This window comes from Sphingomonas sp. 67-41, assembly GCF_001899725.1.
In the GTDB taxonomy this organism is placed as follows: Bacteria; Pseudomonadota; Alphaproteobacteria; order Sphingomonadales; family Sphingomonadaceae; genus Sphingomonas; species Sphingomonas leidyi.
The window spans coordinates 1-24,768 of record NZ_MKWJ01000033.1 but is presented as its reverse complement, the minus strand read 5'-3'; the positions used below and the strand labels follow the sequence as shown (position 1 = coordinate 24,768).

The 24,768-nt window shown below is 65.8% G+C and carries 22 protein-coding genes and 1 pseudogene; 4 read left to right on the top strand and 19 right to left on the bottom strand.

Annotated features, from left to right (window positions below):
- Window positions 1-102: 102 nt before the first annotated feature.
- The 6 genes from leuB to uvrC form a co-directional block, all read right to left on the bottom strand.
- The gene (gene leuB, locus BGP17_RS23460; RefSeq protein WP_286713884.1) at window positions 103-1,155 is read right to left on the bottom strand and encodes a 3-isopropylmalate dehydrogenase; all 1,053 of its coding nucleotides are present in this window, start codon (window positions 1,153-1,155) and stop codon (window positions 103-105) included.
- A 48-nt stretch (window positions 1,156-1,203) separates the two neighbouring features.
- The gene (recO, locus tag BGP17_RS23455; protein WP_286713883.1) at window positions 1,204-1,935 is read right to left on the bottom strand and encodes a DNA repair protein RecO; all 732 of its coding nucleotides are present in this window, start codon (window positions 1,933-1,935) and stop codon (window positions 1,204-1,206) included.
- A 45-nt stretch (window positions 1,936-1,980) separates the two neighbouring features.
- A complete protein-coding gene (locus BGP17_RS23450; protein ID WP_286713885.1) occupies window positions 1,981-2,925 on the bottom strand; it encodes a GNAT family N-acetyltransferase in 945 nt (314 codons plus the stop codon).
- A gap of 5 nt (window positions 2,926-2,930) precedes the next feature.
- On the bottom strand, window positions 2,931-3,887 hold the full coding sequence (locus tag BGP17_RS23445) for a polysaccharide deacetylase family protein (protein WP_167301602.1): 957 nt from the start codon (window positions 3,885-3,887) through the stop codon (window positions 2,931-2,933).
- 52 nt (window positions 3,888-3,939) lie between these two features.
- Window positions 3,940-6,735 (bottom strand): DUF3857 domain-containing protein, encoded by a 2,796-nt coding sequence (locus BGP17_RS23440; RefSeq protein WP_286713882.1) that lies wholly within the window; start codon window positions 6,733-6,735, stop codon window positions 3,940-3,942.
- Window positions 6,736-6,832: 97 nt separating this feature from the next.
- A complete protein-coding gene (uvrC, locus tag BGP17_RS23435; protein WP_286713881.1) occupies window positions 6,833-8,755 on the bottom strand; it encodes an excinuclease ABC subunit UvrC in 1,923 nt (640 codons plus the stop codon).
- A 147-nt stretch (window positions 8,756-8,902) separates the two neighbouring features.
- Here uvrC and BGP17_RS23430 point away from each other — a divergent pair, with 147 nt between their 5' ends.
- A complete protein-coding gene (locus BGP17_RS23430; RefSeq protein WP_286713880.1) occupies window positions 8,903-9,652 on the top strand; it encodes a class I SAM-dependent methyltransferase in 750 nt (249 codons plus the stop codon).
- 46 nt (window positions 9,653-9,698) lie between these two features.
- Here the strand turns inward: BGP17_RS23430 and BGP17_RS23425 are convergent, their stop codons facing one another.
- The 6 genes from BGP17_RS23425 to BGP17_RS23400 form a co-directional block, all read right to left on the bottom strand.
- Window positions 9,699-9,890: a hypothetical protein gene (locus BGP17_RS23425; protein ID WP_167301481.1), complete on the bottom strand. Its 192-nt coding sequence runs from the start codon at window positions 9,888-9,890 to the stop codon at window positions 9,699-9,701.
- A 117-nt stretch (window positions 9,891-10,007) separates the two neighbouring features.
- The gene (locus BGP17_RS23420) at window positions 10,008-10,559 is read right to left on the bottom strand and encodes a F0F1 ATP synthase subunit B family protein (RefSeq protein ID WP_286713879.1); all 552 of its coding nucleotides are present in this window, start codon (window positions 10,557-10,559) and stop codon (window positions 10,008-10,010) included.
- Entirely contained in the window at window positions 10,552-11,046 is a 495-nt protein-coding gene (locus BGP17_RS23415) for a F0F1 ATP synthase subunit B family protein (RefSeq protein ID WP_286713878.1), read from the bottom strand. The genes BGP17_RS23420 and BGP17_RS23415 overlap by 8 nt, the downstream gene beginning before the upstream one ends.
- 16 nt (window positions 11,047-11,062) lie before the next feature.
- Window positions 11,063-11,278: a F0F1 ATP synthase subunit C gene (locus BGP17_RS23410; protein WP_086130767.1), complete on the bottom strand. Its 216-nt coding sequence runs from the start codon at window positions 11,276-11,278 to the stop codon at window positions 11,063-11,065.
- 62 nt (window positions 11,279-11,340) lie between these two features.
- Window positions 11,341-12,114 carry a F0F1 ATP synthase subunit A gene (locus BGP17_RS23405; RefSeq protein WP_167301484.1) on the bottom strand — a complete coding sequence of 258 codons (774 nt, stop codon included), beginning with the start codon at window positions 12,112-12,114 and terminating at the stop codon, window positions 11,341-11,343.
- Entirely contained in the window at window positions 12,111-12,464 is a 354-nt protein-coding gene (locus BGP17_RS23400; RefSeq protein WP_275915674.1) for an AtpZ/AtpI family protein, read from the bottom strand. Before BGP17_RS23400 ends, BGP17_RS23405 begins: the two co-directional genes overlap by 4 nt.
- Window positions 12,465-12,603: 139 nt before the next feature.
- Here BGP17_RS23400 and BGP17_RS23395 point away from each other — a divergent pair.
- Window positions 12,604-13,140 (top strand): annotated as a pseudogene (locus BGP17_RS23395) (JAB domain-containing protein); the annotation flags it as partial.
- Window positions 13,141-13,306: 166 nt separating this feature from the next.
- Complete coding sequence (locus tag BGP17_RS23390) at window positions 13,307-14,548, top strand: tyrosine-type recombinase/integrase (protein WP_070156537.1); 1,242 nt, start codon at window positions 13,307-13,309, stop codon at window positions 14,546-14,548.
- Between the two features lie 50 nt (window positions 14,549-14,598).
- Here the strand turns inward: BGP17_RS23390 and BGP17_RS23385 are convergent, their stop codons facing one another.
- From BGP17_RS23385 to BGP17_RS23370, 4 genes are read right to left on the bottom strand one after another with little or no spacing between them, the layout of a single operon-like run.
- Window positions 14,599-15,108 carry a lytic transglycosylase domain-containing protein gene (locus BGP17_RS23385; RefSeq protein ID WP_223806388.1) on the bottom strand — a complete coding sequence of 170 codons (510 nt, stop codon included), beginning with the start codon at window positions 15,106-15,108 and terminating at the stop codon, window positions 14,599-14,601.
- On the bottom strand, window positions 15,098-18,076 hold the full coding sequence (mobF, locus tag BGP17_RS23380) for a MobF family relaxase (protein WP_070156536.1): 2,979 nt from the start codon (window positions 18,074-18,076) through the stop codon (window positions 15,098-15,100). Before mobF ends, BGP17_RS23385 begins: the two co-directional genes overlap by 11 nt.
- Window positions 18,073-20,121, bottom strand: a complete 2,049-nt coding sequence (locus BGP17_RS23375) for a type IV secretion system DNA-binding domain-containing protein (RefSeq protein WP_070156535.1) — start codon at window positions 20,119-20,121, stop codon at window positions 18,073-18,075. Before BGP17_RS23375 ends, mobF begins: the two co-directional genes overlap by 4 nt.
- Window positions 20,118-20,420: a YlcI/YnfO family protein gene (locus tag BGP17_RS23370; protein WP_025291971.1), complete on the bottom strand. Its 303-nt coding sequence runs from the start codon at window positions 20,418-20,420 to the stop codon at window positions 20,118-20,120. The genes BGP17_RS23375 and BGP17_RS23370 overlap by 4 nt, the downstream gene beginning before the upstream one ends.
- A 466-nt stretch (window positions 20,421-20,886) precedes the next feature.
- On the opposite strand from BGP17_RS23370, the gene BGP17_RS23365 reads away from it, so the two are divergent.
- On the top strand, window positions 20,887-21,213 hold the full coding sequence (locus BGP17_RS23365) for a hypothetical protein (RefSeq protein WP_070156534.1): 327 nt from the start codon (window positions 20,887-20,889) through the stop codon (window positions 21,211-21,213).
- 149 nt (window positions 21,214-21,362) lie between these two features.
- Here BGP17_RS23365 and BGP17_RS23360 read toward each other — a convergent pair whose 3' ends face one another.
- The 3 genes from BGP17_RS23360 to BGP17_RS23350 form a co-directional block, all read right to left on the bottom strand.
- Window positions 21,363-22,376, bottom strand: a complete 1,014-nt coding sequence (locus BGP17_RS23360) for a DUF2493 domain-containing protein (protein ID WP_030539254.1) — start codon at window positions 22,374-22,376, stop codon at window positions 21,363-21,365.
- An 81-nt stretch (window positions 22,377-22,457) separates the two neighbouring features.
- Window positions 22,458-22,949 (bottom strand): DUF736 domain-containing protein, encoded by a 492-nt coding sequence (locus tag BGP17_RS23355; protein WP_070156533.1) that lies wholly within the window; start codon window positions 22,947-22,949, stop codon window positions 22,458-22,460.
- 814 nt (window positions 22,950-23,763) lie between these two features.
- Window positions 23,764-24,669, bottom strand: coding sequence for a DUF4238 domain-containing protein (locus tag BGP17_RS23350; protein WP_070156532.1), 906 nt, complete (start codon window positions 24,667-24,669; stop codon window positions 23,764-23,766).
- Between the last annotated feature and the right edge of the window lie 99 nt (window positions 24,670-24,768).

The window sequence follows — 24,768 nt, the reverse complement described above, 5'->3', positions numbered from 1 at the left end:
TCCGCCCCTTCAGCGCCACATCCAGCTTCTCGATCAGCAACGGCACGTTCGCGCGCTCGTTGAACGTCGGGATGACGACTGCCAGCTCGAGCTGATCGGGGATCACGCGAGTTCCCTGAGCACCGCGTCGCCCATCTCGGTGGTCGACAGCGATCCGCCGAGATCCGCCGTCCGCGCGCCGGCGGCAAGCGCCGCCGCGACGGCGGCCTCCACCGTCTGCGCCGCGTCCTCGTTGCCGAGCGAATGGCGCAGCAGCATCGCCGCGGAAAGGATCGCCGCACACGGGTTCGCCTTGCCGGTGCCCGCAATGTCCGGCGCCGAGCCGTGGATCGGCTCGTACATGCCGTTGTCGCCGCTCCAGGCACGCAGCGAGGCCGAGGGCAGCATGCCGATCGAGCCGGCGCACATGCTGGCCTGGTCGGAGAGGATATCGCCGAACAGGTTGCCGGTGACGATCACGTCGAACGCCGCCGGCGCGCGCACCAGCTGCATCGCGGCATTGTCGACATACATGTGCGTGAGCTGGACCTCGGGATATTCGGTCGCCAGCTCGTTGACGACGTCGCGCCAGAGCTGCGACGTCTCGAGCACGTTCGCCTTGTCGACCGAGCAGAGCTTCTTCCGGCGGCGCTTGGCCATCTCGAAGCCGACCCGGGCGATGCGCTCCACCTCCGCCTCGTTGTAGCTCATGATGTCGAAGCCCTGGCGCAGGCCCTCGGCATCGTGCCGCCGGCCCTTCTCGCCGAAATAGACGTCGCCCACCAGCTCGCGGACGATGACCAGGTCGAGCCCCGCGACCACTTCGGGCTTGAGCGGCGAGGCATCGGCCAGCGCCGGGAACAGCGTCGCCGGGCGAATGTTCGCGAAGAGCTGCAGCTCGCGGCGCAGGCCGAGCAGCGCCGCCTCGGGGCGCAGCCGTCGCTCCAGCGCCTCGAAGCGCGGATCGCCGATCGCGCCGAACAGCACGGCATCGGCCTTCTTGGCGAGGTCGAGCGTCTCCTGCGGCAGCGGGCGCCCCGTCACCAGATAGGCCGCGCCGCCCACGGGCGCCTCCGCAAAGTCGAGGCCCAGCGCCAGCGCTTCCAGCACGCGGCGCGCCTCGCGCGTAACTTCCGGCCCGATCCCGTCACCGGGCAGAACAGCAATCAGTGGCAATTCATGCTCCCCACGTCGTCGTCGCCTGCTTTGCCGCCCTTGTGCCCGTCACGCAACAGCGCGCTTCAGCCGATCGACCAGCCGGGCCCGCGCCGCGAGCAGTTCGGCGCCCCTTCCGATCAGCAGGTCGCGCTCGAGGAAATGGCCGGTGAGCCGGAAGCCGTCGAGGATATCGCCCCATCCGGCCTCGCCGCCCTCGACCAGGAAGCGCGGCAGCCGGAGCAGCCGATCCGCATAGCCTTCCGCCCCGATCCGGCTCACCGCGATGCCGCTCCTGGGGCTGACATAGGCAAGATCGTCGTTGCGGCCGGTGGCGGCGCAATGCTCGAGGTCGAGCCCGAAGCCGAGCTCGGCGAGCAGCAGCAGCTCGTAGCGGACCATCGCCACCGCCCAGCCCCGCGCCGCCGGCGCCGCCTCGATCGCGGCGAGCACGCCGCTCAGTGCGTCGTAGAGCCGCGGATAGGGCAGCCCCTCGGGCAGGGCGAAGGCGGAAAGTGCGGTCGCCCACTGGAAGGCGGCGGCGGGCAGGGCTTCGGAGAACATCGCCGCGCGGCTGTGGAGCAGCTCCACCGTCAACCCGGCCAGCGCATCTTCGGTCCGCGAACGCCATTCGCCCTGCACCAGGTTCGCCGGCTGGAGCACCGGCCGCAGCGCCCGCCCATGCCCGCCACGGACATAGCCGGGCTGCACGCCGTGATCCTCCGTGAACGCCCGCACGATCGCGCCATGCTCGCCATGCGCGCGAACGGAGAGGATGACGGCTTCGGCGCGAAGATGCATTGGACTGCTATATAATTCCTCTCCCGAGCTTGTCTCGGGGAGGAATCAGGATCCCCGGCGCACCTTCTTCGCCAGCGTCTCCAGCCCCACCCGCTTCACCAGCGCCTTCACGCCGGCGACGCCGCGGTTGAACCCGCCCAGCGCCGCCATCGTCACCCGATTGGCCAGCGACGGGCGCAGCAGGAACAGGTCGACGCACGCCACGCCGCCCGTGGCGAACTGGCGCTTGTGCTGGCCCTCGCCCTCGGTGAAGTCGAAGCGGGCGAACTTCCCCTCCTCGAACAGCTCGCGCATCGCCTCGAGCTGGAGCACCGCGCCGGGCGAAAGATCGTTGAACGCCGGATCATGGCCGACATGGGCGTAGATCACCACGCCACCCTCGATCACCGGGCAATAGAGATACGCGGCCGGCTCGCCCGCGACGTAGAGCAACCAGGCGCGTACCTGGTCGGCGGCGCCCTGGGCGAGCATCGTCGCGATGAACTCCGGACTGTCCGGCAGGCCCGAGCCGAGCAACCGCTCCTGATAGGTTCGCAACGAGATCCGACGGGCGACGTCGTGGAAGGCCTCCAGTTCGTGCGGCCCGCGAAAGGCGCGCACATCGAGCTCGCCGCCGCTTTCCGCCGCGATCTTCCTGGCCTTGCGCTTGATGCCCTGGCGGGCGTTGGACGAGAGCCCGTTCCACCAGGCATCGAACCCCATCCCGAAATCGGCGAAATAGCGCGTGTAGCGCTGCCGGACGAAAGGCAGCATGTCGCCCGATGCGTTCACCAGCGCCGGCACCAGATGCTCGGGCAGCGACGTGACGACATAGCCATGCGCCTCGCGCGGCAAGGGGGGCAGCACCGGCAACCGATCGGCCCGCGCCTGGTCGAGCGTCAGCGGAATGCGCACCAGGTGGCGCTGGATCGTCGCCAGCGTGCGCGCGCCGATCTCGAACTTCAGGCTGGTGGGCCTGGCCTGGGGCGCTTCGGCGGCAACGTCGCTCATCGCGTTCACGCGGCACGCTCCTCGACCAGGTTCGACCAGAGCTGCTCGGCCTGGCGCCAGCGCGTGCGCAACAGGCTCGGGCCGAGCGGCACATCCTCCTGCCCGAGCGCCATTCTCGGCCTGTCGGCGAAATGTTCGGTCACCAGAACCCCCCGGCGGCTGGCCAGCATGCGGCACAGCGCTTCGAAGCGACGCACATGCACGGCGTTAGGCCGCGTCCCGGCGCGATTTGCAAGCTCGAAGCCATGGCTCACGATCGTCACCGCCGCATGGCTGCGCACCACGGCATGGTCGAGCGCCGCGCGCATCTCGCCGGCGGAGAGTGCGCAGATCTGGAAATGGCGCAGATGTCCGGCGCGGTCCTCGATCAGCGTGACCGGCACCTCGATGATCCCGCGATGGGCGATCGGCGCAATCTGGCGCGGCTCCAGCCCGATCGCGCTCGGCCAGGGATGTTCGGAGCCGTTATGGCTGGAATCATATTCGAAGCCGAGCTGGGCCAGCGCGCCCAGCGTGTCGTCGCTCGCCGAATAGCTGCCCGAGCGGAACGCGACCGGTTCGGCGGCGCCGCAGGCGACCAGCATGTCCGATGCGCCCGCGAGCAGTTCCACCTGCTCGTCGAAGCTATAGTCGATCAGCTCGAACGCGCCATAGGTCGCGCCCTTGTCGCCCGCATGCGCGCCGGTCCAGTTGGGATGGAGGTGCAGCTGCACTTCCTGCCCCGCCTCCAGGATCGCGCCGACCACGCGCCGGATCGGGTCGAGCCCATAGACCAGCGCCGGCATCGGATCGACGAAGAAGCAGGCCTTGAGGCCGTGCCGGGCAAGCTGCTCCAGCTGCCAGGCGACGCCCACATTGGCGGGCTCCAGCGAGCGCTGGACGATCGTGTCGACATCGAGCCCGGCGACATGGTGTCGCCACATGATCTCGGTATCGATCGTGATGAAGACCCGGGTAGCCATGGTGCCCGAGTATCGCACGGGCATGAAGAAATGCCGAATGCCCGCTCGGGGATCAGGGCTTGATCCCGTAGCGGGCAAAATCCTCGTCGACCTGGGGGAAGAGCAGCTCGGCCTCGGCCAGGGCGGCATCCCCTGCCTTGGCATCGCCGGTCCGCCGCAGGATCAGGCCGCGCAGGAACAGGCTGTTCGCGGCTGCCGGCCGCTGCTCCAGCGCCGCATTGATATCGGCCAGCGCCTCCTCGAACCGGCGCATCCGGAAATAGACCAGGGCCCGGCTGTCGAGCGCCGCCGCCGCGGCGCCGCCCGATCCCAGCTCGATCGCGCGCGTGCAGTCCTTCAGGGCGGTATCGAGCTGGACGTCCAGCGTGCCCTTGATCCAGCAGCGCCCGTTGAGGAAGCCGGCATTGCCCGGCCGCTTCGCGATCGCCGCGTCAAGGGCCGCCAATGCGCCCGCGGCATCGCGGGCATGGCCCAGCGCGGCTCCCTTGGCCGCCAGCAGGTCCGGCTGGTTCTCGCCTTCCTCGTCGATCCTGGGCTGGAGCAGAGCCAGCGCTTCGTCCAGACGGCCGAGCTTGGCGAGTTCGCTCGCCAGCGCATAGAGCGTGCCGGTGTTGCCCGGATCGAGTTCCTGCGCCGCACGCAGATCGGCGAGCGACTCCGCCTTGTGCCCGAGCGCCCGGTGCAGCGCGGCGCGTTCGCGATAGGTCGCGGCCGTTGCCTGCATGCCGATCGCCTTGTCGAAATCGGCCAGCGCCTTCTGGCGCTCGAAGATCTTGGCCAGGAAGCGTGCCCGCGCGAGATAGCGCGAAACGTCCTCGGGCTTCTCGGCGATATAGGCGGCATAGCGCGCGAGCACCTTGTCGTACTTGCCGGCGCGCTTGGCGGCCTCCACCCCGCGCCATGGGCCCGGTGCGCCCGGCAGCGTCCGCACGCGCAGCACGCGGTTGTTGAGCTCGGCAAGCTTCGCGCGCGCCGCGGGAATCTCCGCCGGGGCGATCTCGGCCCCGGTCTGCGCATCCTCGGTATCGATCGAAAGCAGGCCGCCGGCCAGCGTCGCCCGGCGCACGACTCGCTTGCCGCCCGGCAAGGTGGCGTCGAGCGCGGCATCGCCCTCCAGCACATAGCCGCCCATTTCCGGCAGCCGCACCCGCATCGCGTTCGAGGTGCGCATCGGATTGCCCGTGGCGATCGGAATGTCCTTCCAGTTCGCCCGGGTGCGATCGGGAATCTGATAGGCGATCGGCGCCGCGGCATCGAGCCGGAAGCGCCCATCCTGGTACCGCCAGCTCCGATTCAGGATGCCGGACAACGCGATCGTCGCCGTGCCGCTCGCCTCGTCGAAGCTCACGTCGCTGCCGGTGAGCAGCATGTCCTGGCCGAACGCGGGCACGAGATTGCGGAACATGTCCAGCAGGCTCTCCTTGCTGCGCAGGCCCATCAACGCCTTCAGCCCGCCCTCGGCGGCGCCGCGCGTCGTCACTTTCATTTCGAACGGTGCAGGAACATCGATGCCGCCAGTCAGGTCGATATCAAACACAGTCGCCCCGGTCGCGCGTACCGGCGCGCGGGCCGGCACCTGCAGCAACCCCGCCCCCTCGGCGCGCAATGGCAGCACCCAGTCGAAGGGCAGCACATCGTCTATGTCCTCCAGGCGCGTGCCCGTGCCCGTCCCGTCGAGCCACAGCAGCTGGCCGCCCACCCTGGCGAGCACGAAGACATGGTTGAAGGCGGCGGGCGATGCGAGCCGCTCGGCGACCAGATCGCCATTGGCCAGATTCGCCGCCGCCGGCTCTGCCTCGATCCCCAGTTCGCGGAGGATGGCGAGCAGCAGCAGCGTCTTCGCCTTGCAATCCCCGTATTTGGTCGTCCAGGTCTCGGCGGGCGTCTGCGGCACGTAATTGCCATTGTCCATGCCGCGGAACAGGTAGCGCACCTTGCCCTGCACCAGGGCCAGCGCCGCCGCCGTGCGCTTGCGCGGGTCCTTCTCCGCCGCGGCGATCTTCGCCACTTCCGCGGCCAGCGCGCTGCCGGGGGCGATCAGCCCGTCGACGCGATAGAGCGGCGCCATCGCCTTGGAGACGGATTGCCAGTCGGCAAAGGTCGTCGCCTCCGCGATCGGCGGCCTTGCGAACCGCCCCGGCATGCGCGCGGGCATCTCCGGCTGCCGGGCGACCGGCAGCTTGAACACCAGCTCGTGCCACCCGCCCGCATCGCGCACCTGCGGCTCGGCCCCCACCGGATAGGTCTTCCACTTCACTGCCTGGTCCGTAGGCCATAGCAGCCGCGTCCGCACGAAGCCGACCTTGATGGGCTCGGCGACGACCGGCCCCATGATCACCGCATTGCCGCCGAGAGCCGGATCCCTCATGGTGACCGAATAGCGCAGGTCGAGCACGTCGCCGACCTGCAGTCCCTCCACTGCCAGGGTGGCGGTGAGCCGGCCGTCGAACTTCATCTCGTCGAGCCCCTGCTCGCGCCGCAACACCGTGAAGCTCTTGCCCTTCAGCGCATCGATCCGCTTGCCGCCGCGCAGGATATCGACACCGTGCACCATCAGGTCGCCATGCGCCGGATGCCATTCGAGGTTGATGGTGCCCGCCTGCGAAACCGCCAGAATCGAAGCGAGGCGGGTAGCGCGCTCGTAATAGGTCCAGCTCTGCCCGTCTGCGATGCGGGCCTGCACATCGCCGATGACCATCGCCGGCGCGTCATCGGTCAGGCCGGTGGCTGCGGGTTCGGGCGCCAGCCGCACCCAATCGGGCACCGGCTGGTAGAGCGGCTTCTCGCCGGCATGCGCCACTCCGGACACGCCAAGGAACAGGATCGACGCCAGCGCATTGCGGTACATGAGAACCCCCCGTTTTCGCCGCCGTATCTAGCCTTTCCAGGGATCGCGGCAAGCCGGCCCGCGCGAAGATTTCGCACGGAAACCGTGCGGAAAATATTTATCGCATATGAAAATGGTCGTAGATTTGCTGCGCGACTCCCGCGCTTACGCCGGGCGCCTTCTGCAGATCCTCGAGGCTTGCCGCACGCACCGCCCGCGCCGTGCCGAAATGCATCAGCAGCGCCTTCTTGCGCGCCGGGCCGATCCCGGGAACTTCGTCGAGCGGGCTCGCTCCGATCGCCTTGGCGCGCTTTTGCCGATGCGCGCCGATCGCAAAGCGGTGAACCTCGTCGCGCAACCGCTGGAGATAGAAGAGCACCGGCGAATTGACCGGCAGCATCAGCTCGCGCCCGTCCATCAGGTGGAAAACCTCGCGCCCGTCGCGGCCGTGGTGCGGGCCCTTGGCGACGCCGACCAGGCATACGTCCTCGATGCCCAGGTCCTCCAGCACTGCCCGGGCGGCATTCAGCTGCCCGCGCCCGCCGTCGAGCAGCACCAGGTCGGGCCAGCTCCCGCCCTGCCGGTCCGGGTCCTCGTCCTGCGCGCGGGCGAAGCGGCGGGCAAGGACTTCGCGCATCATCCCGTAATCGTCGCCCGGCACGGTCTCGGCGCGCTTGATGTTGAACTTGCGATACTGGTTCTTCTGGAAGCCCTCGGGCCCCGCGACCACCATCGCGCCCAGCGCATTGGTGCCCTGGATATGGCTGTTGTCATACACTTCGATCCGCTCGGGGCTTTCGGGCAGCTCGAAGATGTCGGCGATCTCGGCCAGCAGCCTGGCCTGGGTCGTCCCCTCGGCCAGTCGTCGGTCGAGCGCTTCCGCCGCATTGCGCGTCGCCTGTTCCAGCAGCCGCCGCCGCGGCCCTCGCTGCGGCACGCCCAGCGCCACCTTGTGCCCGGCGCGTTCCCGAAGCGCCTCGGCCAGCAGCGCGGCCTCCGCCAGGTCGCGATCGACGAAGATCGTCCGGGGCGGCGGCACTTCCTCGTAGAATTGCATCAGGAAAGCCGAGAGCACCTCGTCCTCGGACACGTCGTTGGTGTGCGCGGGGAAGAAGCTGCGATGCCCCCAATTCTGCCCGCCGCGGATGAAGAAGGCCTGAATGCCCATCACGCCGCCCTTGCAGGCGAGCGCGAAGATGTCGGCATCGCCCACGCCCTCGGCGTTGATCGCCTGGCTGCCCTGGATGAAGGTGAGCGCCTTCAGCCGGTCGCGCAGGATCGCCGCCAGCTCGAAATCAAGAGCCTCCGCCGCCGCCTGCATCTGCGCACCGAGCTTGGCCTGCACCTGGGTCTTCTTGCCCATCAGGAAGTCGCGCGCGTCGTCGACCAGTTCCTCATAGGCCTCCGGCGTGATGCGATCGACGCACGGCGCCGAGCAGCGACGGATCTGGTAGAGCAGGCACGGCCGGTCGCGCGTGTTGAAGAAGCCGTCGGTGCAGCTCCGCAACAGGAACAGTTTCTGGAGCGCGTTCAGGGTCTTGCGCACCTGCCCCGCCCCTGCGAACGGCCCGAAATAGTCGCCCTTCACCTTGCGCGCGCCACGATGGAGCTGGATGCGCGGGAAATCATGGTCGCGCCTGAGCAGGATGAACGGGAACGATTTGTCGTCGCGCAGCAGCACATTGTAGGGCGGGCGGAAGCGCTTGATCAGCTGGGCTTCCAGCAGCAGCGCCTCGGCCTCGTTGTTGGTGGTGACGATCGTCATCGATCGCGTCTGCGCCACCATCCGCTGGAGCCGCTTCGAGAGCCGCTGGACCTGAGTGTAGTTGGTCACCCGGTTCTTCAGCGCCCGCGCCTTGCCCACGTACAGCACGTCGCCGCGCGCGTCCTGCATGCGATAGACGCCGGGCCGCGCCGGCAGCGTCTTGAGCACGTTGCGAATCGCCGCCACCCCGGCTTCCAGATCGGGCGCATCGGCGCCGCGCACGGCGAAGGTGGCGGTCTCTTCGTTGAAGCGGTCGGGCGCGTTGGGATCGGACATCGTCGCACGGGATTTAGGCGGTGCGGAGGGCGACCGCCACTCCCCTTCTCGTCATCCCGACGAAAGGCGCGATGGCGGCAGGGGAGCGCCTTGAACCGTCACGAGGATGTGCGATGCTCCGCGCACATATCTTAGGAGAGTCGTCCCATGAAGCTCGTCCTGTCCGCCGCGCTGCTCGCGCTGGCTGCCCCACTCGCCGCCCATGCCCAGACCGTCCCCGCCCCCATCGCCGCCGCCCTGGGCGATGCGGGCCGCCCCCAGGCCGAGAAGGACCGCGACGCCGCCCGCCATCCCGGCGAGATCCTCGCCTTTGCCGGCATCGCGCCGGGCCAGAAGGTGGCCGACTTCATCATGGGCGGCGGTTATTGGACCCGCATCCTCGCGCCGACGGTGGGGCCGAAGGGCAAGGTCTATGCCTATCAGCCGGCGGAGTTCATCCAGTACCGCGCCGCCTATGCCGACGAGCAGAAGGCCGCGGTGGAGGGCCGCGCCAATGTCGCGCCGCTGCGCGACAGCCTGAGGAGCTTCGCCTTCCCGGAGCCGCTCGACGCGATCGTGACGGTGCAGAACTGGCACGACCTGCACCTCAAGGCGGCGGCGCCGGGCGCCGCCAGGGGCATCGCGAAGAAGCTCTATGATTCGCTCAAGCCCGGTGGCGTGCTGCTGGTGATCGACCATGTCGCGAACACCGATCCCGATTTCGCCGTGCCGCAGACGCTCCACCGCATCGATCCCGCCGCCGCGCGCGCGGAGATCGAATCGGCCGGCTTCAAGTTCGAAGGCGAGCTGCCGCTGCTGCGCAATCCGAACGATCCGCACACCGCCAATGTCTTCACGCCCGAAATCCGGGGCAAGACCGACCAGTTCATCTACAAGTTCCGCAAGCCGGCGGCGTGAATTTCCAACGCTTCCCCCGGCGCGCCGGGGGAGGCGCCGCGCAATCCTATCGCCCCGCTTCATTCTCCAGCGCGTTCGCCCGCGCCTCGATGCGCTCCATCGTCTCGTGCGTCCGTGCGCCGATATCGCTTGCCTGGCGATGGTCCTCCACGGCGCTGTGCCAGGCCACTCCGATCAGGAAGACGAGCAGCAGCGCGGTGAGGGCCGTGGCGAGCTGGAGCCAGCGTTGGATGGTCATGCGGATATCCTAGCCGCCCGCCCTCCATGCCGCCAGCACGGGAAGGGCGGACGCGAAAAGGGCGCGCATCCAGGGGGATGCGCGCCCTTTTCGCACGAGCCTCGCCGAAGCGGGCCGTCAGTTCAGGCGGCCAAGCCCGGCGATCGTCTGGTCGACGAGCTTCTTGTCGGCTTCGGCGCCATGCTTCTCCGCGATGATCGCCGCAGCGGCGGCGGCGGCGGCATCGGCCGCCTTGGCGCGAACCGCGGCGATCGCGGCGCGCTCGGCAGCGGCGATCTTGTCCTCGGCCATCTTGGCGCGGCGCCGGGTCAGTTCCTTGGCATCCGCCTCGGCCTTCTTCAGCAGCGCCTTGGCCTCGGCCTCGGCATGCTCGACGATCGCCGCGGCATCCGCCGCGCTCGCCGCATTGCGCGCCTTGGCCTTGGCCAGCTCGGCCTCCGCCTCGGCACGAAGCGCGGTGGCCTCGTCCAGCTGCTGGCGGATCGAAGCGATCTTCGCGTCGAGCATCTTGCCGATCATCGCCGGCACGCGCTTCCACAGGATAACGCCAAGCACGACGAGCATCGCGATGGCGACGAAGCCCGGCGCGGTGATGCCGAACGCCGCAGGCTCATGATGGAGTTCCACGGTGCCGGTCTCCGCCTTCATGCCATGGGGTTGTTCAGCCATTGGCCAGCGCCGCCTTCACTTGCTTGGTGACCGACGCGCGGTCGGCCGTCACGCCCGAGAGCTTGGCGACGATCTCCTGGACGGCATCCACCGTCCCGGCCTCGATCTCGCCCAGCGCCTGGGCCTTGGTCGCTTCGATGCGCACGGTTGCCTCGGCGACCTTCGCCTCGGACGCGGCATCGCCCTTCTTCACTTCGGCTTCGGCCTTGGCAGTCGCCTTGTCCTTGGCCTGGCTCAGCGTCGCGAGCGCCGTGGTCCGGGCCGATTCCAGCCCGGACTCGTAAGCGGCATCCGACGCATGGGCCGCGTCTCGGGCAGCCTCGGCCGCGGCGAGGTCTCCGGCGATGCGGGCGTTGCGGTCCTCGACCGTACGCTCGATCTTCGGAACCATCGCCTTGCCGATCCCGAAATAGATGAGCGCAAACACGATCGCGAGCCAGAAAAGCTGCGACGCGTAGATCTCAGGGATTTGGGATAGCTGCGGCATTGGCTGTCCTTCGACCTTAGCCCTTGACGACGAACAGGATCAGGATCGCGACGACGAACGCGATCAGGCCCAGAAGCTCGGCACCGGCGAAGCCGATGAACAGGCGGCCCTGCTGGCCGTCGGCGGCACCCGGGTTGCGCAGCGCGCCCTCGAGGAACGAACCGAACACGTTGCCCACGCCGAGCGCGGCCAGGCCGATGCCGATCGCCGCAAGGCCGGCACCGATGTACATTGCACCAACGTCAGTCATTTCAAGCTCCCTACGTAATCCAAAAAACAAACGAACAGCGCGACTTAGTGCAGGTGCACCGCGTCGTGGAGATAAAGCGAGGTCAGCAGCGCGAAGACGTACGCCTGGATCGCGCAGACCAGCAGTTCGAGCGCGCTCACACCGATGATCATCAGCATCGAGGCGAACCACACGCCATAGCCGATGCCGCCGGCATTCAGGCCCTGGACGGCGAAGCTGCCGAACACTTCGAGCAGGATGTGCCCCGCGGTCATCGCGACGAACAGTCGCAGGCCCAGCGAGAAGGGGCGCACCATGAACGAGATGAATTCCACCGGGATGATCACCGGCATCAGCCACAGCGGCGCGCCGTGCGGCACGAACAGGCCGAAGAACTTCAGGCCGTGCTTCCAGAAGCCGACCGCGAGCACGATGGCGAACGAGAAGAAGGCCAGCACCGCGGTCACGGTGATGTGGCTGGTCACCGCGAAGGTGTGCAGCCCCGGCACCACCGCCAGCGGCAGGATGCCCACCAGGTTGGCGAACAGGATGAAGAAGAACAGCGAGAAGATGTAGGGGGCGAACTTCTTGCCGCCCTTGCCGATGCTGGTGTTCACCATCGAATCGATGAAGCCCACCGCGCCCTCGGCCATCAGCTGCCACTTGCCCGGGATCAGCGCGCGCTTCATCCCGCCCAGCATGAACACGAACAGCAGCGCCGCCACGACGAACATGAACAGGGCCGAGTTGGTGAACGAGAGATCATAGCCAAGCAGATCGAACTTGATCAGCTTGCCGACCTCGAACTGCTCCATCGGATTGATTGCGCCGGCGCTCACTCAACGCGCTCCTTCGAGATCTTGTAGATGTTGCGGAAAGCCGCCGCGATCGACAGCACGAGCAGGGTCAGCAGCAGCCACGGGCTGGTGCCCAGCCAGCTGTCCAGCGCATACCCCAGAATTCCACCGCCCAGCGGCATGCCGATCAGGTCCATCAGCACGCGCGAACCCTGCTTGTAGCCCTTGGCGTCGGCAGGCGCCTTGGGAACCGCCGATCCGGTGCGCGCAGCCTCGGCCGCCTTCGCATCGGCGATGCGGCGGTCAAGGTCGCTCGGAGCACGGTCTTGGGTCAAGGCGGTCAAGGCGTTCCAGATATGAAAAAAGCCGCCGACAGCGCCGACGACATACAAGCATCGCCGGCTGTTCGGCCGCGTTGCTCGGGCGCTTTAGGAACGCTGGCGGACCGAGTCAACTCCGGGTCAGGTCTCGCCGCCAAATCGGCGAAATCCTCGCCTTGAATAACGGCGCATTTGCAGGAACAAGCCGGACATGTCCGAACGTTCCGACAATAGCGGCCACCGCGCGCGCCTGCGCCGCCGCCTGTTCGAGGGCGGGCCGGACGCGCTGCTCGATCACGAACTCGTCGAATACCTCCTCGCACTGGCGATTCCCCGGCAGGATACCAAGCCGCTGGCCAGGGCGCTGCTCCACGAATTCGGCGGCATCGCCGGGCTTCTCACTGCGGATGCCGAGGCGCTGGCGCGCGTGAAGGGCATGGGCGAGACCAGCGTCGCCGCCTTGAAGACGGCCCATGCCGCGGCGCTCCGCCTGCTGCGCGCCGAAGTCGCCGAGCGCCCGGTACTCGCCAATTGGCAGGCATTGCTCGATTATCTGCGCGCCGACATGGCCCATCATGCGATCGAGCGCTTCCGCGTCCTCCATCTCAATTCCAAGAACATGCTGATCCGCGACGAGCTGATGGGCGAAGGCACGATCGACGAGGCCGCCGTCTATGTCCGCGAAGTGATCCGGCGCGCGATCGAGCTCGGCTCCGCGGCGCTGATCCTTGTCCACAACCACCCCACTTGGTCATTTTGACCCCAGCACACCCTAGCGCATTACCGCGCATTTTCGCGGTTTTTTATCTCTATTGACAGGGGACGGTTATGTGGCAATTCTTGGGGGTATGGACGTTAACCGCCCCCACTTTACGGCCCCAGTTTTAGAGCCGTCCCCAGCGTAGGAATGACCCGTGGTAGCTTTGACAGATGGCGAGATCAGACAGGCGATTAAACTTGCCGAAGCCAATCGAAGAGAGAGGAGCCTCCCTGACGGGGAGGGCCACGGCACAGGTCGGTTGACGCTGATTCTCAAGCCGATGCCAAAGCGCGTTACAGCGGTCTGGTACGCGGTCCAGTGGAGGGACAAAAAGCGCATCAAGTCGAAGGTCGGCGAGTACCCGTCGCTTTCGCTGGCAAATGCGCGCAAGATTTTCGAGCGAGACTATGCGCTTCCGATCCAGCGGGGCAGCAGCATCAAGGTCGCAGGCGACTCCCGACCCGGGACGGTGGCCGACCTGTTCGAAGCTTATACGGATGCGTTGAAGGACGCTGGAAAGCCATCTTGGAAGGAAGCCAAAAAGGGGCTGAACAAGATCGCGGATACGCTCGGGCGAAATCGGCTAGCTCGGGAAATCCTGCCGGAGGATGTGTTAGGAGTGATCCGACCCATCTATGATCGAGGAAAGCGATCGATGGCGGACCATGTCCGCAGCTACATCCGCTCGGCGTTCTCCTGGGGTTTGAAATCTGAAAACGATTATCGAAGCGCCTCGCCACGTCGCTTTCGCCTGACCTTTAATCCGGCTGCAGACATCCCGACTGAGCCGAAGGTGGTTGGTACGAGGTGGCTGACCGAGGAGGAATACGTGCGCCTCTACAAATGGCTGGAATGTCCCGATGCACCTGTGCATCCCCCATATCTCAGAGCGGTCCGCTTGCTCATGCTGACCGGCCAGCGCGTCGAGGAGATCGCTCGGCTCCATGTCAGTCAGTATGATCGAAAGGAGCAAATCCTCGATTGGTCAAAGACCAAGAACACGAAGGCGCACGCAATCCCGCTTCCCTCGATCGCGGTCGAGCTGCTGGAAAGCATCACGCCTAACGAATACGGCTGGTTTTTTCCTTCGGCAACCGACCCGAGCAAACCAGTCGCACATGGTACTCTCTATTCGTTTATGTGGCGAGTGCGAGAGCGCGGCGTCATTCCCGACGTGACCAATCGCGACCTCAGGCGAACCTGGAAGACATTGGCGGGTAAGGCTGGCGTCTCCAAGGAAATCCGCGACCGGCTTCAAAATCACACGCTTCAGGACGTGAGCTCGAAGAGCTACGATCGCTGGAATTATATGCCTGAAAAGCGTGCCGGAATGAAAAGATGGGATAAGTTCGTGACGGCGCTTCTCGCTCGCAAGGCGCTCCGGCTGGCAGCCTGAAAGGCTCCCGCTGCCGGGGCGCTTCCACACAGATCAGTAGTTAGGAGCCCTCACTCGAAGGCATCATCCCCGAAACGCACTCTCAACTTGATCGCAACGCTATTCGCATATCTCCGCTGACGCCATTCGGTAGGGCTGTGGTAGATGCCAATGGCCTTCCAGTAGTCGTTCGATAATCTGAGAGCAGAGAGGAAGATCCAGCGCGCGGCCTGCACATTGAAGCACGGATCGCTTTTGAGCCAGCCTCTCACCTGCTCCGGTGGTCGCCCGGTCAGTCTCGAGAGCTTCGGCACCCAGAAGCTGTTGACCTGGAGTGGTCCAAGATCATGGGTGCCGTTGCCGTTCGGCACTTGCGCCCCGATCCAGCCCCCTTCTTGGTCGCGCAGTCCCCAAAGGGTTTTCTCAAGCCAGGCGCGACCTCCCGCTGCCTGCCGGATGCATTGCCCGAGGCGCGCCTCGTGATCGGCCGACGGTGTACCTCTGGCGTCTGCATGGCCTGCTGATGCCAGGAGGATCGCGAGCGGTAGCAAGCGCCGGGCTGGTTTTAGATCAACGGTCATGCCCGCCTCCGTGATCCCGAGCGGGGGCGTGCTGAGGCTCGGGTGGCGGCTGTTGGGCTGAGGACGGCTGCTGCGGCCCCTGCTCGCGGTCGTCTCCCCTGCCCGAACTCCGCTCGAGCAGAGAGATAATCCACCGATCGAGGAAGCTCGCTGCCGATTGCGCCCGCCCCGCGATATAGGAAGAAAGGCCGTTAGCCCTGGCCACTTCCGGCTGTGTTTGGGCCGTCGAGAGACGGTCCTTGCGGGCCTGCCGCTCGACGCGCTGTTCGTCGCGCAGCCGATCCCAGCGCTCCCCATGGAGCGCGGTGCGCCCTTTCACGCTGTCCTTCTCGATCCGACCCAACCCCTGGAGTGAGGATGTCTTCTCGCCCGACCGGAGGGTCAGTTTTTCTACGAGCCGCTCGCGGTCCTCGGTCCAGAGACTCGCACCGAACCGGGCGCGGGTGATCGCTGTGTAGTAATTCTGACCGGTCACCAACGGCGAGTTCACCGGCGCGAGAACATAGACTCGATCGTAGGTCTTGGACTGCGCTGAGTAGACGGTCTCCCCATAGCCATGGTCCCAGTTCTTGTGGCGGGAGAGGTCGATCTCCTGCGCCTTCCCGTCCCGATCCCAGCGGATCGTAGCGATCATGCCGTCGAGCCGTTCGACCGTTCCGCGCTCGGCATTCTTCAGTCCGAGTTCCTTGTTGACCAGACGCCACTGGATCCGGTCGCCCTCGGCGAGGTCGCGCTTCTCGTCCTTGAAAACGTTGATCTGCGACGCTCGGCCAAGGCGAGGATCCCACTGGATGGTCCGCCCATGCTCATCGACGATGTTGACCATCTGCCGGCCACGAGCATCGCGCCCGACGCCCACCACCTTATATTCGGCATCCCGTGCGATGCCGAGGCCGGCATTGTCACGCGAGAACACCACCACCTGCCCACGCGAGTAGAAGCGCGCAAAATGCTTCTCCTGATCGGTCATGCCCGAGGGCGACAGGATCGAGAGCCGCGCATCCTCGGCGGCGACGGCGCCCTCCACCTTCAGGGCTTCGCGCACTTTGGTGTTGACGATCAGTCGGGTCGCGTTTTCGAGGACGAGGATGTTGGTCCTGTCCCGGGTTTCGGGGGGTAGCCGCGTCCAGTCGGCGACCAGCGCGACCGCGAGCTTCTCCGCGCTGTCGCCGCTGATCACCTTGTCGAGCGCGCCGAGCGATCCATCATAGTTCTGGAGCCGCGCCAGGCGGACCGCCTGGGTGATCTTGTCAGCCTCCTGTCGTACCGTCTCCCGCAGTTCCGCCTTGGGTAGGCCGAGGCGCTGCATCAGCCAGAAGGGCTTGCCCTGCTCGATCGCCCCCGTCTGGCGGGTGTCGCCGAGCAGGATCAGCCGCGCGCCGGTGGTCCGGCTGATCTCGAGCAGGCGGACCGCCTGCCGATTGCCGAGCTGCCCGGCCTCATCGACGACGAGGACATGGCCGTCGTCGAGTTTGGCGCCGCCAGAGGCGAGCAGGCTGGCGACCGTGCGCGATTCGATGTCCGCCTTCTTGCCGAGTTCGCCGGCGGCTGATGAGGTGGGAGCGAGCGCGATGAGGGTCGCTTCCTCCCCCGCTGCCTCGCGAAGCGCGCCGATGATCGTCGACTTGCCTGAGCCCGCGACACCATGGACGCCGACCACCCGGTCGGAGGAAAGCCCCAGATGCAGAAGAGCCGTCCGTTGGTCAGGCTTCAGTCCGTGCGCGATCCCCGCATCACGCAGGCTCTCGACCGAGGCGAGCGGCTTCGCGTCTCCCAGCGCCAAAGCCAGATGGTCCGCAAGGGCCATTTCAAGGCGCGCGGTCTTGCGTGACGTCCGGCCACGTGTGTGGACTTCGTCGCCGGTCGGATGCCGCGTTTCGAGGAGCTTGGCGCGCGCCTGGTGCTCCTCGACGATCGGCCTGACGTCCGACAGCCGAACTTCGCCCACATGGGAGGCCAGAGCCGTCTGCAGCAACCGGCCGAGATTGTTGACGGCTTCCTTCCCTTCCGACTGCCGGAGCCCGAAGAGCATCGCCCGGGCCGCGACCGGCTGGGGCACCTCGATGTCGCGCGCGCCCGCTTTCTCGGCATCGGCCCGCGTGTCATGCACGGCTTCGGCATGCTTTCCGAGGCGACCTTCCCAGCTCTCGTGGAGAGCTTCGAGGGACATTTTCTGCTTGGGCCCGCGCGTCACATAGAAGGAATGCTGACGCGCAGCCTGCCCGGTCAGCCCGTGCTCCTTCGCATGGGCGTCGATCTGCTCGGCGCGCTGCGACATGTCGATGATCAGAGCCTTGGGGACACCCCGGATCTCGAACAGCCCCTTGCGCGGGTCGAACTCGACATCGTAGCCGCGCTCGCGCAGGAGATGCGCGAGTTCGTTGCGATAGACCTGACCAGCTGTCATCTGCTCGGCAAACATGGCGCGGGTTTCGAGACTGACTTTCTTCTCACCGTCCCGCTCGTCGGTGATGTTCATGACGACGACATGGGTGTGGAGGTGGGGATCGAGTTCGCGTGAGGCATGCTCGGTGAAGCGCGCGTAGATCAGCCGCCCGGTCGTCTTCTCGGTGACCTCGCCATCGACGCGGTGGCGCATCGTGGCATGTTCCTCGAGATAGGAGAGCGCGACGCTAACGGCCTGCTCATGCGCCTCGACGATCCGCTGATCACCGGCGACCAGCGCCATGATCGACACCGACTTGGGGGCGTTGACAGCGAAATCCCAACCCGGATGGTGCTGGATTTCTCCGTTGGCCCGGCGCCGGCCCAATTGCTGGTCCTCGACCTTTCCGGCTAGCAGTTCCTTGAACATGACCGGATCGACCTTGCCATCCAGGCCGAGTTCAGCGGCGATCTTGCCACCCCATTCGGAATGCTCGTCGGCGCCTTTGGTGTAATAGTCGCCGACCGTGTAATAGCGAGCGATATTGGCGGGCTTGCCCTTTAGGCGGATGGGATTGATCATGCCGGCCTCGCTTTGTTGCGGGCGCCGTCACGACGACCGTGCTGCTCAAGGCGGAAGCCTGCAGGCTTGCCGAACAATTCGAGGCGAGGGCGTGGAGCCTGCTGTTCTCCCCCTCCAGGCGGATCGGCGGGCGGTGGCATAGGACTCTCGCTCGAGGCGTCCACGGGCGCGGTCGGCGGTTCATGCGGTTGCGGGAGCGGAAGCTCGGCAGGTTGCTCTTCGGAGCCAGCCCGCCGCCGCTTCGGAGGGGAAGATTTGGGCCTGGTCGGCGAGGATGAGGCCAGCGGTGCCGGGGGGAATTCGACGACCGGCCCAGCCAGCCTGATGGGAGTGGTTGTCCGCTCCTCGAACGCCTCGGCGACCGACGCCACCTTGTTGTAGCTGTCCTCGAAGCGGACCACCGGCAGACTGCGACCGAACCTCAGGTAGCCCATGAGGTTCGGCAGGTTGGTGACCTCGGTGTGCATGACCAGCGGCCGGGTGACCTGCATGCGCGAGAGGTTCACACCATCGCGCATGTCGTTCACGCCGTAGGACATGCCCTCATTGGCTTCGACCTGCTCGACCTGCCCGAGATTCTCGCTGACATGCTTGGCGGTGGGGGTGTCGTTGGCGCGGAGAGCCACCCAGGTCGAGCAATAGCCGGTGATCGCCGCGGCATCCTGAATGCCGTAGGTCGCCTCGAGCTGGGGGTAGCTCTGGAAGCCGAGGATGCCGCAGCCGCCATATTTGCGGGCACGGGCGAGGAAGTCGCCGAGCGAGGGCAGCTTCTGGAGCGTCGGCAGCTCATCGATGACACAATAGAGGCGCCGGTTGCGATCGGGCGTCATGCTCATGATCGCGCTGATCGCGATGTCGAGCCACACCGTGATCAGGGGTCGGAGTGAGGGAAGCTGGTCAGCCTTTACAGTGATGAACAGCCAGCTGTCGTCCTTCTCATTGGCGACCCAGTCGCGGATCGAGAACCCGTCGGCGGTGTCGTCGAGATAGGAGAAGCTGCGCATCACGGAGGCGAGCTCCGCCTGGATGCCGGCACTGGTGCGCTCACCCTCGGTCGATATGAACGCCGCCGCATCGGTGCCTGCGGCGAAGGCGGCGAGATCCTTCAGCTTGGAGCGGAGCAGCGTGTCGAGCAGGATCGAGACGAGGGTACGTTCCTGCTTCGCCAATTTCCGGAGCACGGCGACCAGCGTGCCCCGCGCAGCCTTCGCCCAGAAAGGATCGCCCGTCTTGTCGGGGATCGTGGACTCCGCGATCTGGTCGTAATGATAGTCGCGCGGCACATCGACCCAGGGCGACCATGAGTCTGCGCGCGCATCGAGCGGGTTGAGCAGGGCGTCGATGCCGGGCCGGTAGAATTTCTCCACGAAGGTGCCGGCGGTGTCGTAGACGATCGCCCGGCGCTTCCGCTTGCGGATCCCGTCGAGCATCTTGACGATGATGTTGGTCTTTCCCGTTCCAGGAGCACCGCAGATCAGGATGTGCTCCGGTTCGAAAGCGTCGGGCACATTGACGCCGCCAATCTGGAAGCTGCCCTTGGCCTGACGCCAGAGCGCGCGGCGAACCTGCTTGACGGTGCCGAACCGCGCCCCGCGCAGAAACTGATTGGAGCCGAGCCCCCTCCCCGTCCGGGTGAAGTAGAACCATGCCCAGAACAGCATTGCGAGGGCGAACAGACCGGCAAGCAAAGCTCCGTGGAGGAGATAGGTTTCGAAGGCCGCGAGCGTCTTATGGGCGACGCCCGAACTGACGAGGCTCTTGGGAGTGGTCCAATATTGTTTGCCGGCCGGTGTCTTGAACAGGATCGGTGTCGCGTTACCGGGCAGCGTATCACCCATGAAATAGGCCTGGGTGATCTTGAGCATCACGAAGCGTTCGTATTCGGACGACTTTTCGAGTGCGTACCAGATGATGCCGCCGATCCAGATCACCAGCCCCGCGAGGAAGGTCTGGTAGAAGACCTGGGTGGTCATGCGGACATTGTGGACGATGGCCTGGCCGCCACGCGTCCAGGAGCCAAGCGTGTCATGGCGGAAGATGCTCACGGCCGGTCCTGCTCGGGATCGAGCAGCCCCCTTTCGCGGAGGAGCCGGCGCGCTTCACCCAGTCCCTTCTGGAGAATGTCCGGCGAGCGCTCTCCGACCGAAGTAGCGAGGATCGCGAACGCCTGGATGACGGTCGCGTGGAGTTCGTCGAAGCGGGCATGATAGCCCGAAGGATCACTGCCTTCGAAGCGTTCGAGGATGTCGCGACAATAGGTCGCGGCGCCGAGACCTGCGTTGCGCGCCTGGACAGAAAGGCGCGCATAGAGGTCATCGTCAATGCGGATTGTGATGCGTGCCAAGCGGCGGACTCCTTGTCCGACACGCCAGCAACGTGGTGAAGCGCAGCCTTTATAGCCGATTTACACCGCGATCTCAACAATTTATCGAAACTGCCGCTGGCAGCCACTAAGTGCCAAGGCAGATCAATCCCTTAGGGTAAGAAGCGACAGGACATGGCTGCCACCGGCAGCCGATCAGTGCCAGATCGACAGCCGCTTTGTGCCGACGAAAAGTGGCGGAAATCCAGGCGATTCGCGCCCGCAGCACCCGTGCGTGGGGTGCATTACATCCGCCTCCGGCGTGCGTCCCTCCTCCGCAGCGCGCTTGCCCGCTGCGCCCGTCGACTCGACCGTGGGCGGGTCTCCCCGGTTGGGTGCGTTTGCGGGCGTGATCGCATTCCGATCGCGGGGAAGGCATTGCATGGCGGTGGTCCTTGGTGGATAGTCGAGGGCGGCGGGCAGACCTCCTTGAGCAAGGAGTCTAAGAATGCCCAAGATGACGGAACGCGAACGGCTGGCGAAGATCGAGGCCGATCAGCAAAATCTCGCGCGGGAAGCCGAGACGGTGCGGCGTGGATTGCGCGCCCATTATGGGAAGCTGGCGACGGAATTGCCGGTCGAACGCTTAAGCGAGCGCGAATTTCGCGACGTGCTGAGCCAAGCGATTCGGGTCGGCGGCGGCGTGGCGATTGCCGCGCTCAAGGGGCTGACGGCACAAGGCGTCCAGGCGGAACCGTCTGCTGGGTCGGCTCGCAAGCGCGCGGTTGTTCCCCCGGCTGGCGGTGATGACGCCTCAACGGCTGTGCATCTTTAGCGGAAAGGGGAGCGACGTTGGCGGGCGGCACGCCCGGCAAAAGGAGCGGCGCGGGGAAAACCGTTCGGGTTTCCCCCGCTCGTGCCAAAGGCACGACAAGGGGCCGGGAGCGGTTGCCCGCCCCGGCCCTTCTCTTGGTGGCTTCGCGATCAGGCCGCTATGACGCGGCGCTTCTTTTTGATCGGGACATCGGGCGCCTGATCTGCCCGCATGAAAACATGGGTCGGGACGCGGTGGCCCTTCTCCGGGTTGAACAGGTCATAGAGGCTGGACTGGATGCCCGACCCTTCGCATAGCAACGCCTCGACGGGCATAAGCTCGGCAATGTTGCGATTGCGCCGGAAGGCTTTGCCGTTGCCGCGCCCATAGAGGCCGAACGCGATGCAGACCACGCCCCGCTGTGCGGCCCATGCTGCGGCGGCTGCATCCACCCCAAGGCGCTGCCCGGTGGTGACAAGCACCATGTGAGGAATGCGCGTTCTGATCTGGTCGAGCCGTCCCCAGATAATCCGCCAATCGTGCCAGTCGGAAGGGCCGGACACGACCACGACGGGGCCTTGCGGGTCGTATCGGTCACGCTTCCGTTCGGACCTTGCGCGCAGGAAGTCGAGCGCCGAAATCTGGCTGGCGGTGGTGACATGGGACGCGCGCGAACCCTTTGCGGGCGACCATGGGCGACCGGCATAGGCACGATACATTGCCGCCGCATAGTCGCGCATGGCTTCCATGGCGGCGCGCTGTTCCGCGACCGACTGGCATTCAAGCTGGGTGTCTTCCAGTTCCTTGTTGAACACCTCGCCCGGTTCCAGACGGCGGGCCATATCGCGAATGGTATCGGCCAGCCTGTCCTCGCGGCCTTCCAGCTTGTTTGCGACGAAATGGAAGCTGTTTACGAAGCCCCATGCGAGTTCCGGGGCAAGCGGGTCCAGTCGGGTATCGCCTAGCAGGTCGAAGATGGCGGCGATGATGCCGCCGCATTCCGCCTGTGCCGCGAGCGGATCGGGCATGAAATGTTCGGCCGGTTCCTCGTCCGGCTCGATGATGGTGAGGGGCAAGGGGTCGCCGAAGGATGCCACGAAATCGGGCGTGGCGATGGCTTCGGCATAGAGTTCCGGCAGGTCGGCAAAGCTGCTAACGCTGCGCAAGGCCGTTGGCTTGCTCATGGGATGGGTTCCTTTGGTCGGGTGACGGTTCAGGGTCCGGGGAAGCGTTCCAGCGCTCCCCCGGCCCGCCTTTGGTGCCGCTTAGAAGGGCACCTCATCGTCAAGGCTGCGTCCGCCGCCGGTATATCCGCCGTCCGGTCCTGCGGTGCTGCCGCCGGAGAAACCGCCGCCGGTCCGTCCGCCGAAACTGCCCGACCGCTGACCGCCGCCATTGCGCCCGCCAAAGCTGCCGCCCTGCGCCTCGCGCTCGCGTTCGCGCCGCCACTGGACATCGAAGCCGTTCGTCTCGTCCCCGAAAAGGGCGATGGGCAGCGGCTCGCGGAAGCTCGGATCGTCCACCATGCCGGACAGGAACACCTCGTCATTGGACTTCATGCGGCGTTCCCAGACCACGCCGATCTGGATTTCGTCGCCAGCGCGGTTCGTCTCGTAAATCTCATAGACGGGGGCACTGTCGCTCTGTCGATCCTCGACGCGGCGCATGATGAGGTAAGGAAAGCGCATTTCGCGGGTGGCGATCTTGCCGATAATGTCGCTGGCGCGCTCGTCGAACTTGAAGCTACCGATCTTCATGACTTCATCCTTTCTCTGTGCTGTGGCTCGTTTCTCTTTCCCGGCCACATCTGAACCCTACTCCCTCCCCTCCATTACTTCCATGGCATTGATTTCTTGACAGAAATCCATCGTACCTGGTGAGCCTGAGCAAGAAACAGCCGCGCAGCGGCCAACAGACACAAAGACGCACCGGCCGCGTCAGCGGACGGTTCTGCTTGAATGGGAAGGGAGCGTGGACCGGCTGACAAGTCATCGCACCCGGAGCCGCCTTCGCAGGTCCGAAGGCGCAGGGCGGGGCTCTTGTCCGCAAGAAGCACGGGAGGGGCTCTAGCGAAGCTTGGCGAAAAGGGGCCGGCGCTTCTGTTGAAAACAGACAAACATCGCCGGCCCCTTTTCGCCTAGCGTAGCTTTGCCCCGACGCAATTCTTGCGGACGAAACCCGTCCTGCAACGCACGGATCCTGCGAGGGCGGCGAAGGGGGTGATGGCTTGTCTGCTGGCTCCACGATCCGCATCGCGCGACTAGCGCGATTCCTTAGGCGAAGCCTGCATTGCGATGGACGTGCCGGGCATTCTGGCGTTTCGGGAAGAATGCCTCCCTGCCCGGCATCCCCGCGGAAGGGATCGTTACGGCGTCAGCCGCCAAGACCCCAAAGGGGGCTTGGTCGGAGCGGAGCGGAGATAGAGCCCGGTGCCCGCTTCAGCGGGCATCCGCCCGACCTCGGGACGCTTATCCTGTCGTCTATCGCTCGGAGTGCAATCCCGGAATGCCCCGCTTTCACGACAAACCGGAGGCTTGACCTAGTGCAATCCGCCGGATCGTGGTTGCCGGATCATCGCCCCGTGCTGAGCTTGCGCCATCGGGCACCATGGGTCGTGGACCGCTCGAAGCCATAGCCGGCCAACATAAGGTCGTCATCAAGATAGGGGTCGTTGGCGAGGAGGTAGCGAACCGTCATGCTGTTGCCATGCTGGACCAGATATTGCTGGTTGATCATGCGGGCGGCGTCAGGCGGCAGGGTGGAATTGCTGAAGCCCGGTGGGCCACCGGCGATGATGAAGGCGCCACAATATCGATCGAGCGTGAGCCACCAGGTTCGCAGGTCGTTGAAGAAGGCGCCGAAGATGGATTGATGGCCCGGCGCCGAGATCATCAGCGTGGGGTTCGTCGATGTCCGCAAAGGGATCGGCGAATGGCAGACCATCACGTTGATGGCGTCGGCGTCCTCGGGGATATTCATGTCCATCGCGCCCTCGCGAAACAGGGCGTGCGCATTGTCCGCGGACGCCGCGATCCATGTGTGCATCTCCTGTTCGTCCTCGCTCAAGTTGCCGTCGAGCGCGCCATCCGCGAAGCGGGCGGACTCAGCCTCGATGAAGCGCAAGGTCTCAAGGTTGCGACGTTGGAGGTGACGGGCGAACCCATAGATCGGGATCTTGTCGGTCTCGGCGAGACTGGTGCCGGCACCCTCGACGATCTTCCTCCAGGTCGCACTGTTGGAGAAAGGCGTCTCGATCATATGGTTGATCGGGCCTTCGATCGACCTTTCGACACCGTCCGCGACATAGTCGTGGAGGGAGTCCTCATAGCCGATGCGATCGATGGATTTGCGGTCGATGGCGAGGATATCGCCATGTCGTTCGACCACGCGAACCTTGTTCGCGTCGTCCGGGCAGGCAAAGCGACGGAGGTAGAATTGCGGCACATAATGATGCCGCCTGGGCTTCTCGGCGGTCATTCTGGACTTGTAACGGTTTTGTGCCGGTCACCTATCTCATTATGCCACCTTGGCTTCGAACGCGAGCGGGCTGATGCCGCCCAGATATGAATGACGACG

Bases quoted from the DNA above. Each gene is read 5' to 3' on its own strand.
- recO (WP_286713883.1), bottom strand. From the start codon at position 1,935: ATGCATCTTCGCGCCGAAGCCGTCATCCTCTCCGTTCGCGCGCATGGC.
- BGP17_RS23450 (WP_286713885.1), bottom strand. From the start codon at position 2,925: ATGAGCGACGTTGCCGCCGAAGCGCCCCAGGCCAGGCCCACCAGCCTG.
- BGP17_RS23445 (WP_167301602.1), bottom strand. From the start codon at position 3,887: ATGGCTACCCGGGTCTTCATCACGATCGATACCGAGATCATGTGGCGA.
- BGP17_RS23440 (WP_286713882.1), bottom strand. From the start codon at position 6,735: ATGTACCGCAATGCGCTGGCGTCGATCCTGTTCCTTGGCGTGTCCGGA.
- uvrC (WP_286713881.1), bottom strand. From the start codon at position 8,755: ATGTCCGATCCCAACGCGCCCGACCGCTTCAACGAAGAGACCGCCACC.
- BGP17_RS23430 (WP_286713880.1), top strand. From the start codon at position 8,903: ATGAAGCTCGTCCTGTCCGCCGCGCTGCTCGCGCTGGCTGCCCCACTC.
- BGP17_RS23425 (WP_167301481.1), bottom strand. From the start codon at position 9,890: ATGACCATCCAACGCTGGCTCCAGCTCGCCACGGCCCTCACCGCGCTG.
- BGP17_RS23420 (WP_286713879.1), bottom strand. From the start codon at position 10,559: ATGGCTGAACAACCCCATGGCATGAAGGCGGAGACCGGCACCGTGGAA.
- BGP17_RS23415 (WP_286713878.1), bottom strand. From the start codon at position 11,046: ATGCCGCAGCTATCCCAAATCCCTGAGATCTACGCGTCGCAGCTTTTC.
- BGP17_RS23410 (WP_086130767.1), bottom strand. From the start codon at position 11,278: ATGTACATCGGTGCCGGCCTTGCGGCGATCGGCATCGGCCTGGCCGCG.
- BGP17_RS23385 (WP_223806388.1), bottom strand. From the start codon at position 15,108: ATGACCGTTGATCTAAAACCAGCCCGGCGCTTGCTACCGCTCGCGATC.
- mobF (WP_070156536.1), bottom strand. From the start codon at position 18,076: ATGATCAATCCCATCCGCCTAAAGGGCAAGCCCGCCAATATCGCTCGC.
- BGP17_RS23365 (WP_070156534.1), top strand. From the start codon at position 20,887: ATGCCCAAGATGACGGAACGCGAACGGCTGGCGAAGATCGAGGCCGAT.
- BGP17_RS23360 (WP_030539254.1), bottom strand. From the start codon at position 22,376: ATGAGCAAGCCAACGGCCTTGCGCAGCGTTAGCAGCTTTGCCGACCTG.
- BGP17_RS23355 (WP_070156533.1), bottom strand. From the start codon at position 22,949: ATGAAGATCGGTAGCTTCAAGTTCGACGAGCGCGCCAGCGACATTATC.
- BGP17_RS23350 (WP_070156532.1), bottom strand. From the start codon at position 24,669: ATGACCGCCGAGAAGCCCAGGCGGCATCATTATGTGCCGCAATTCTAC.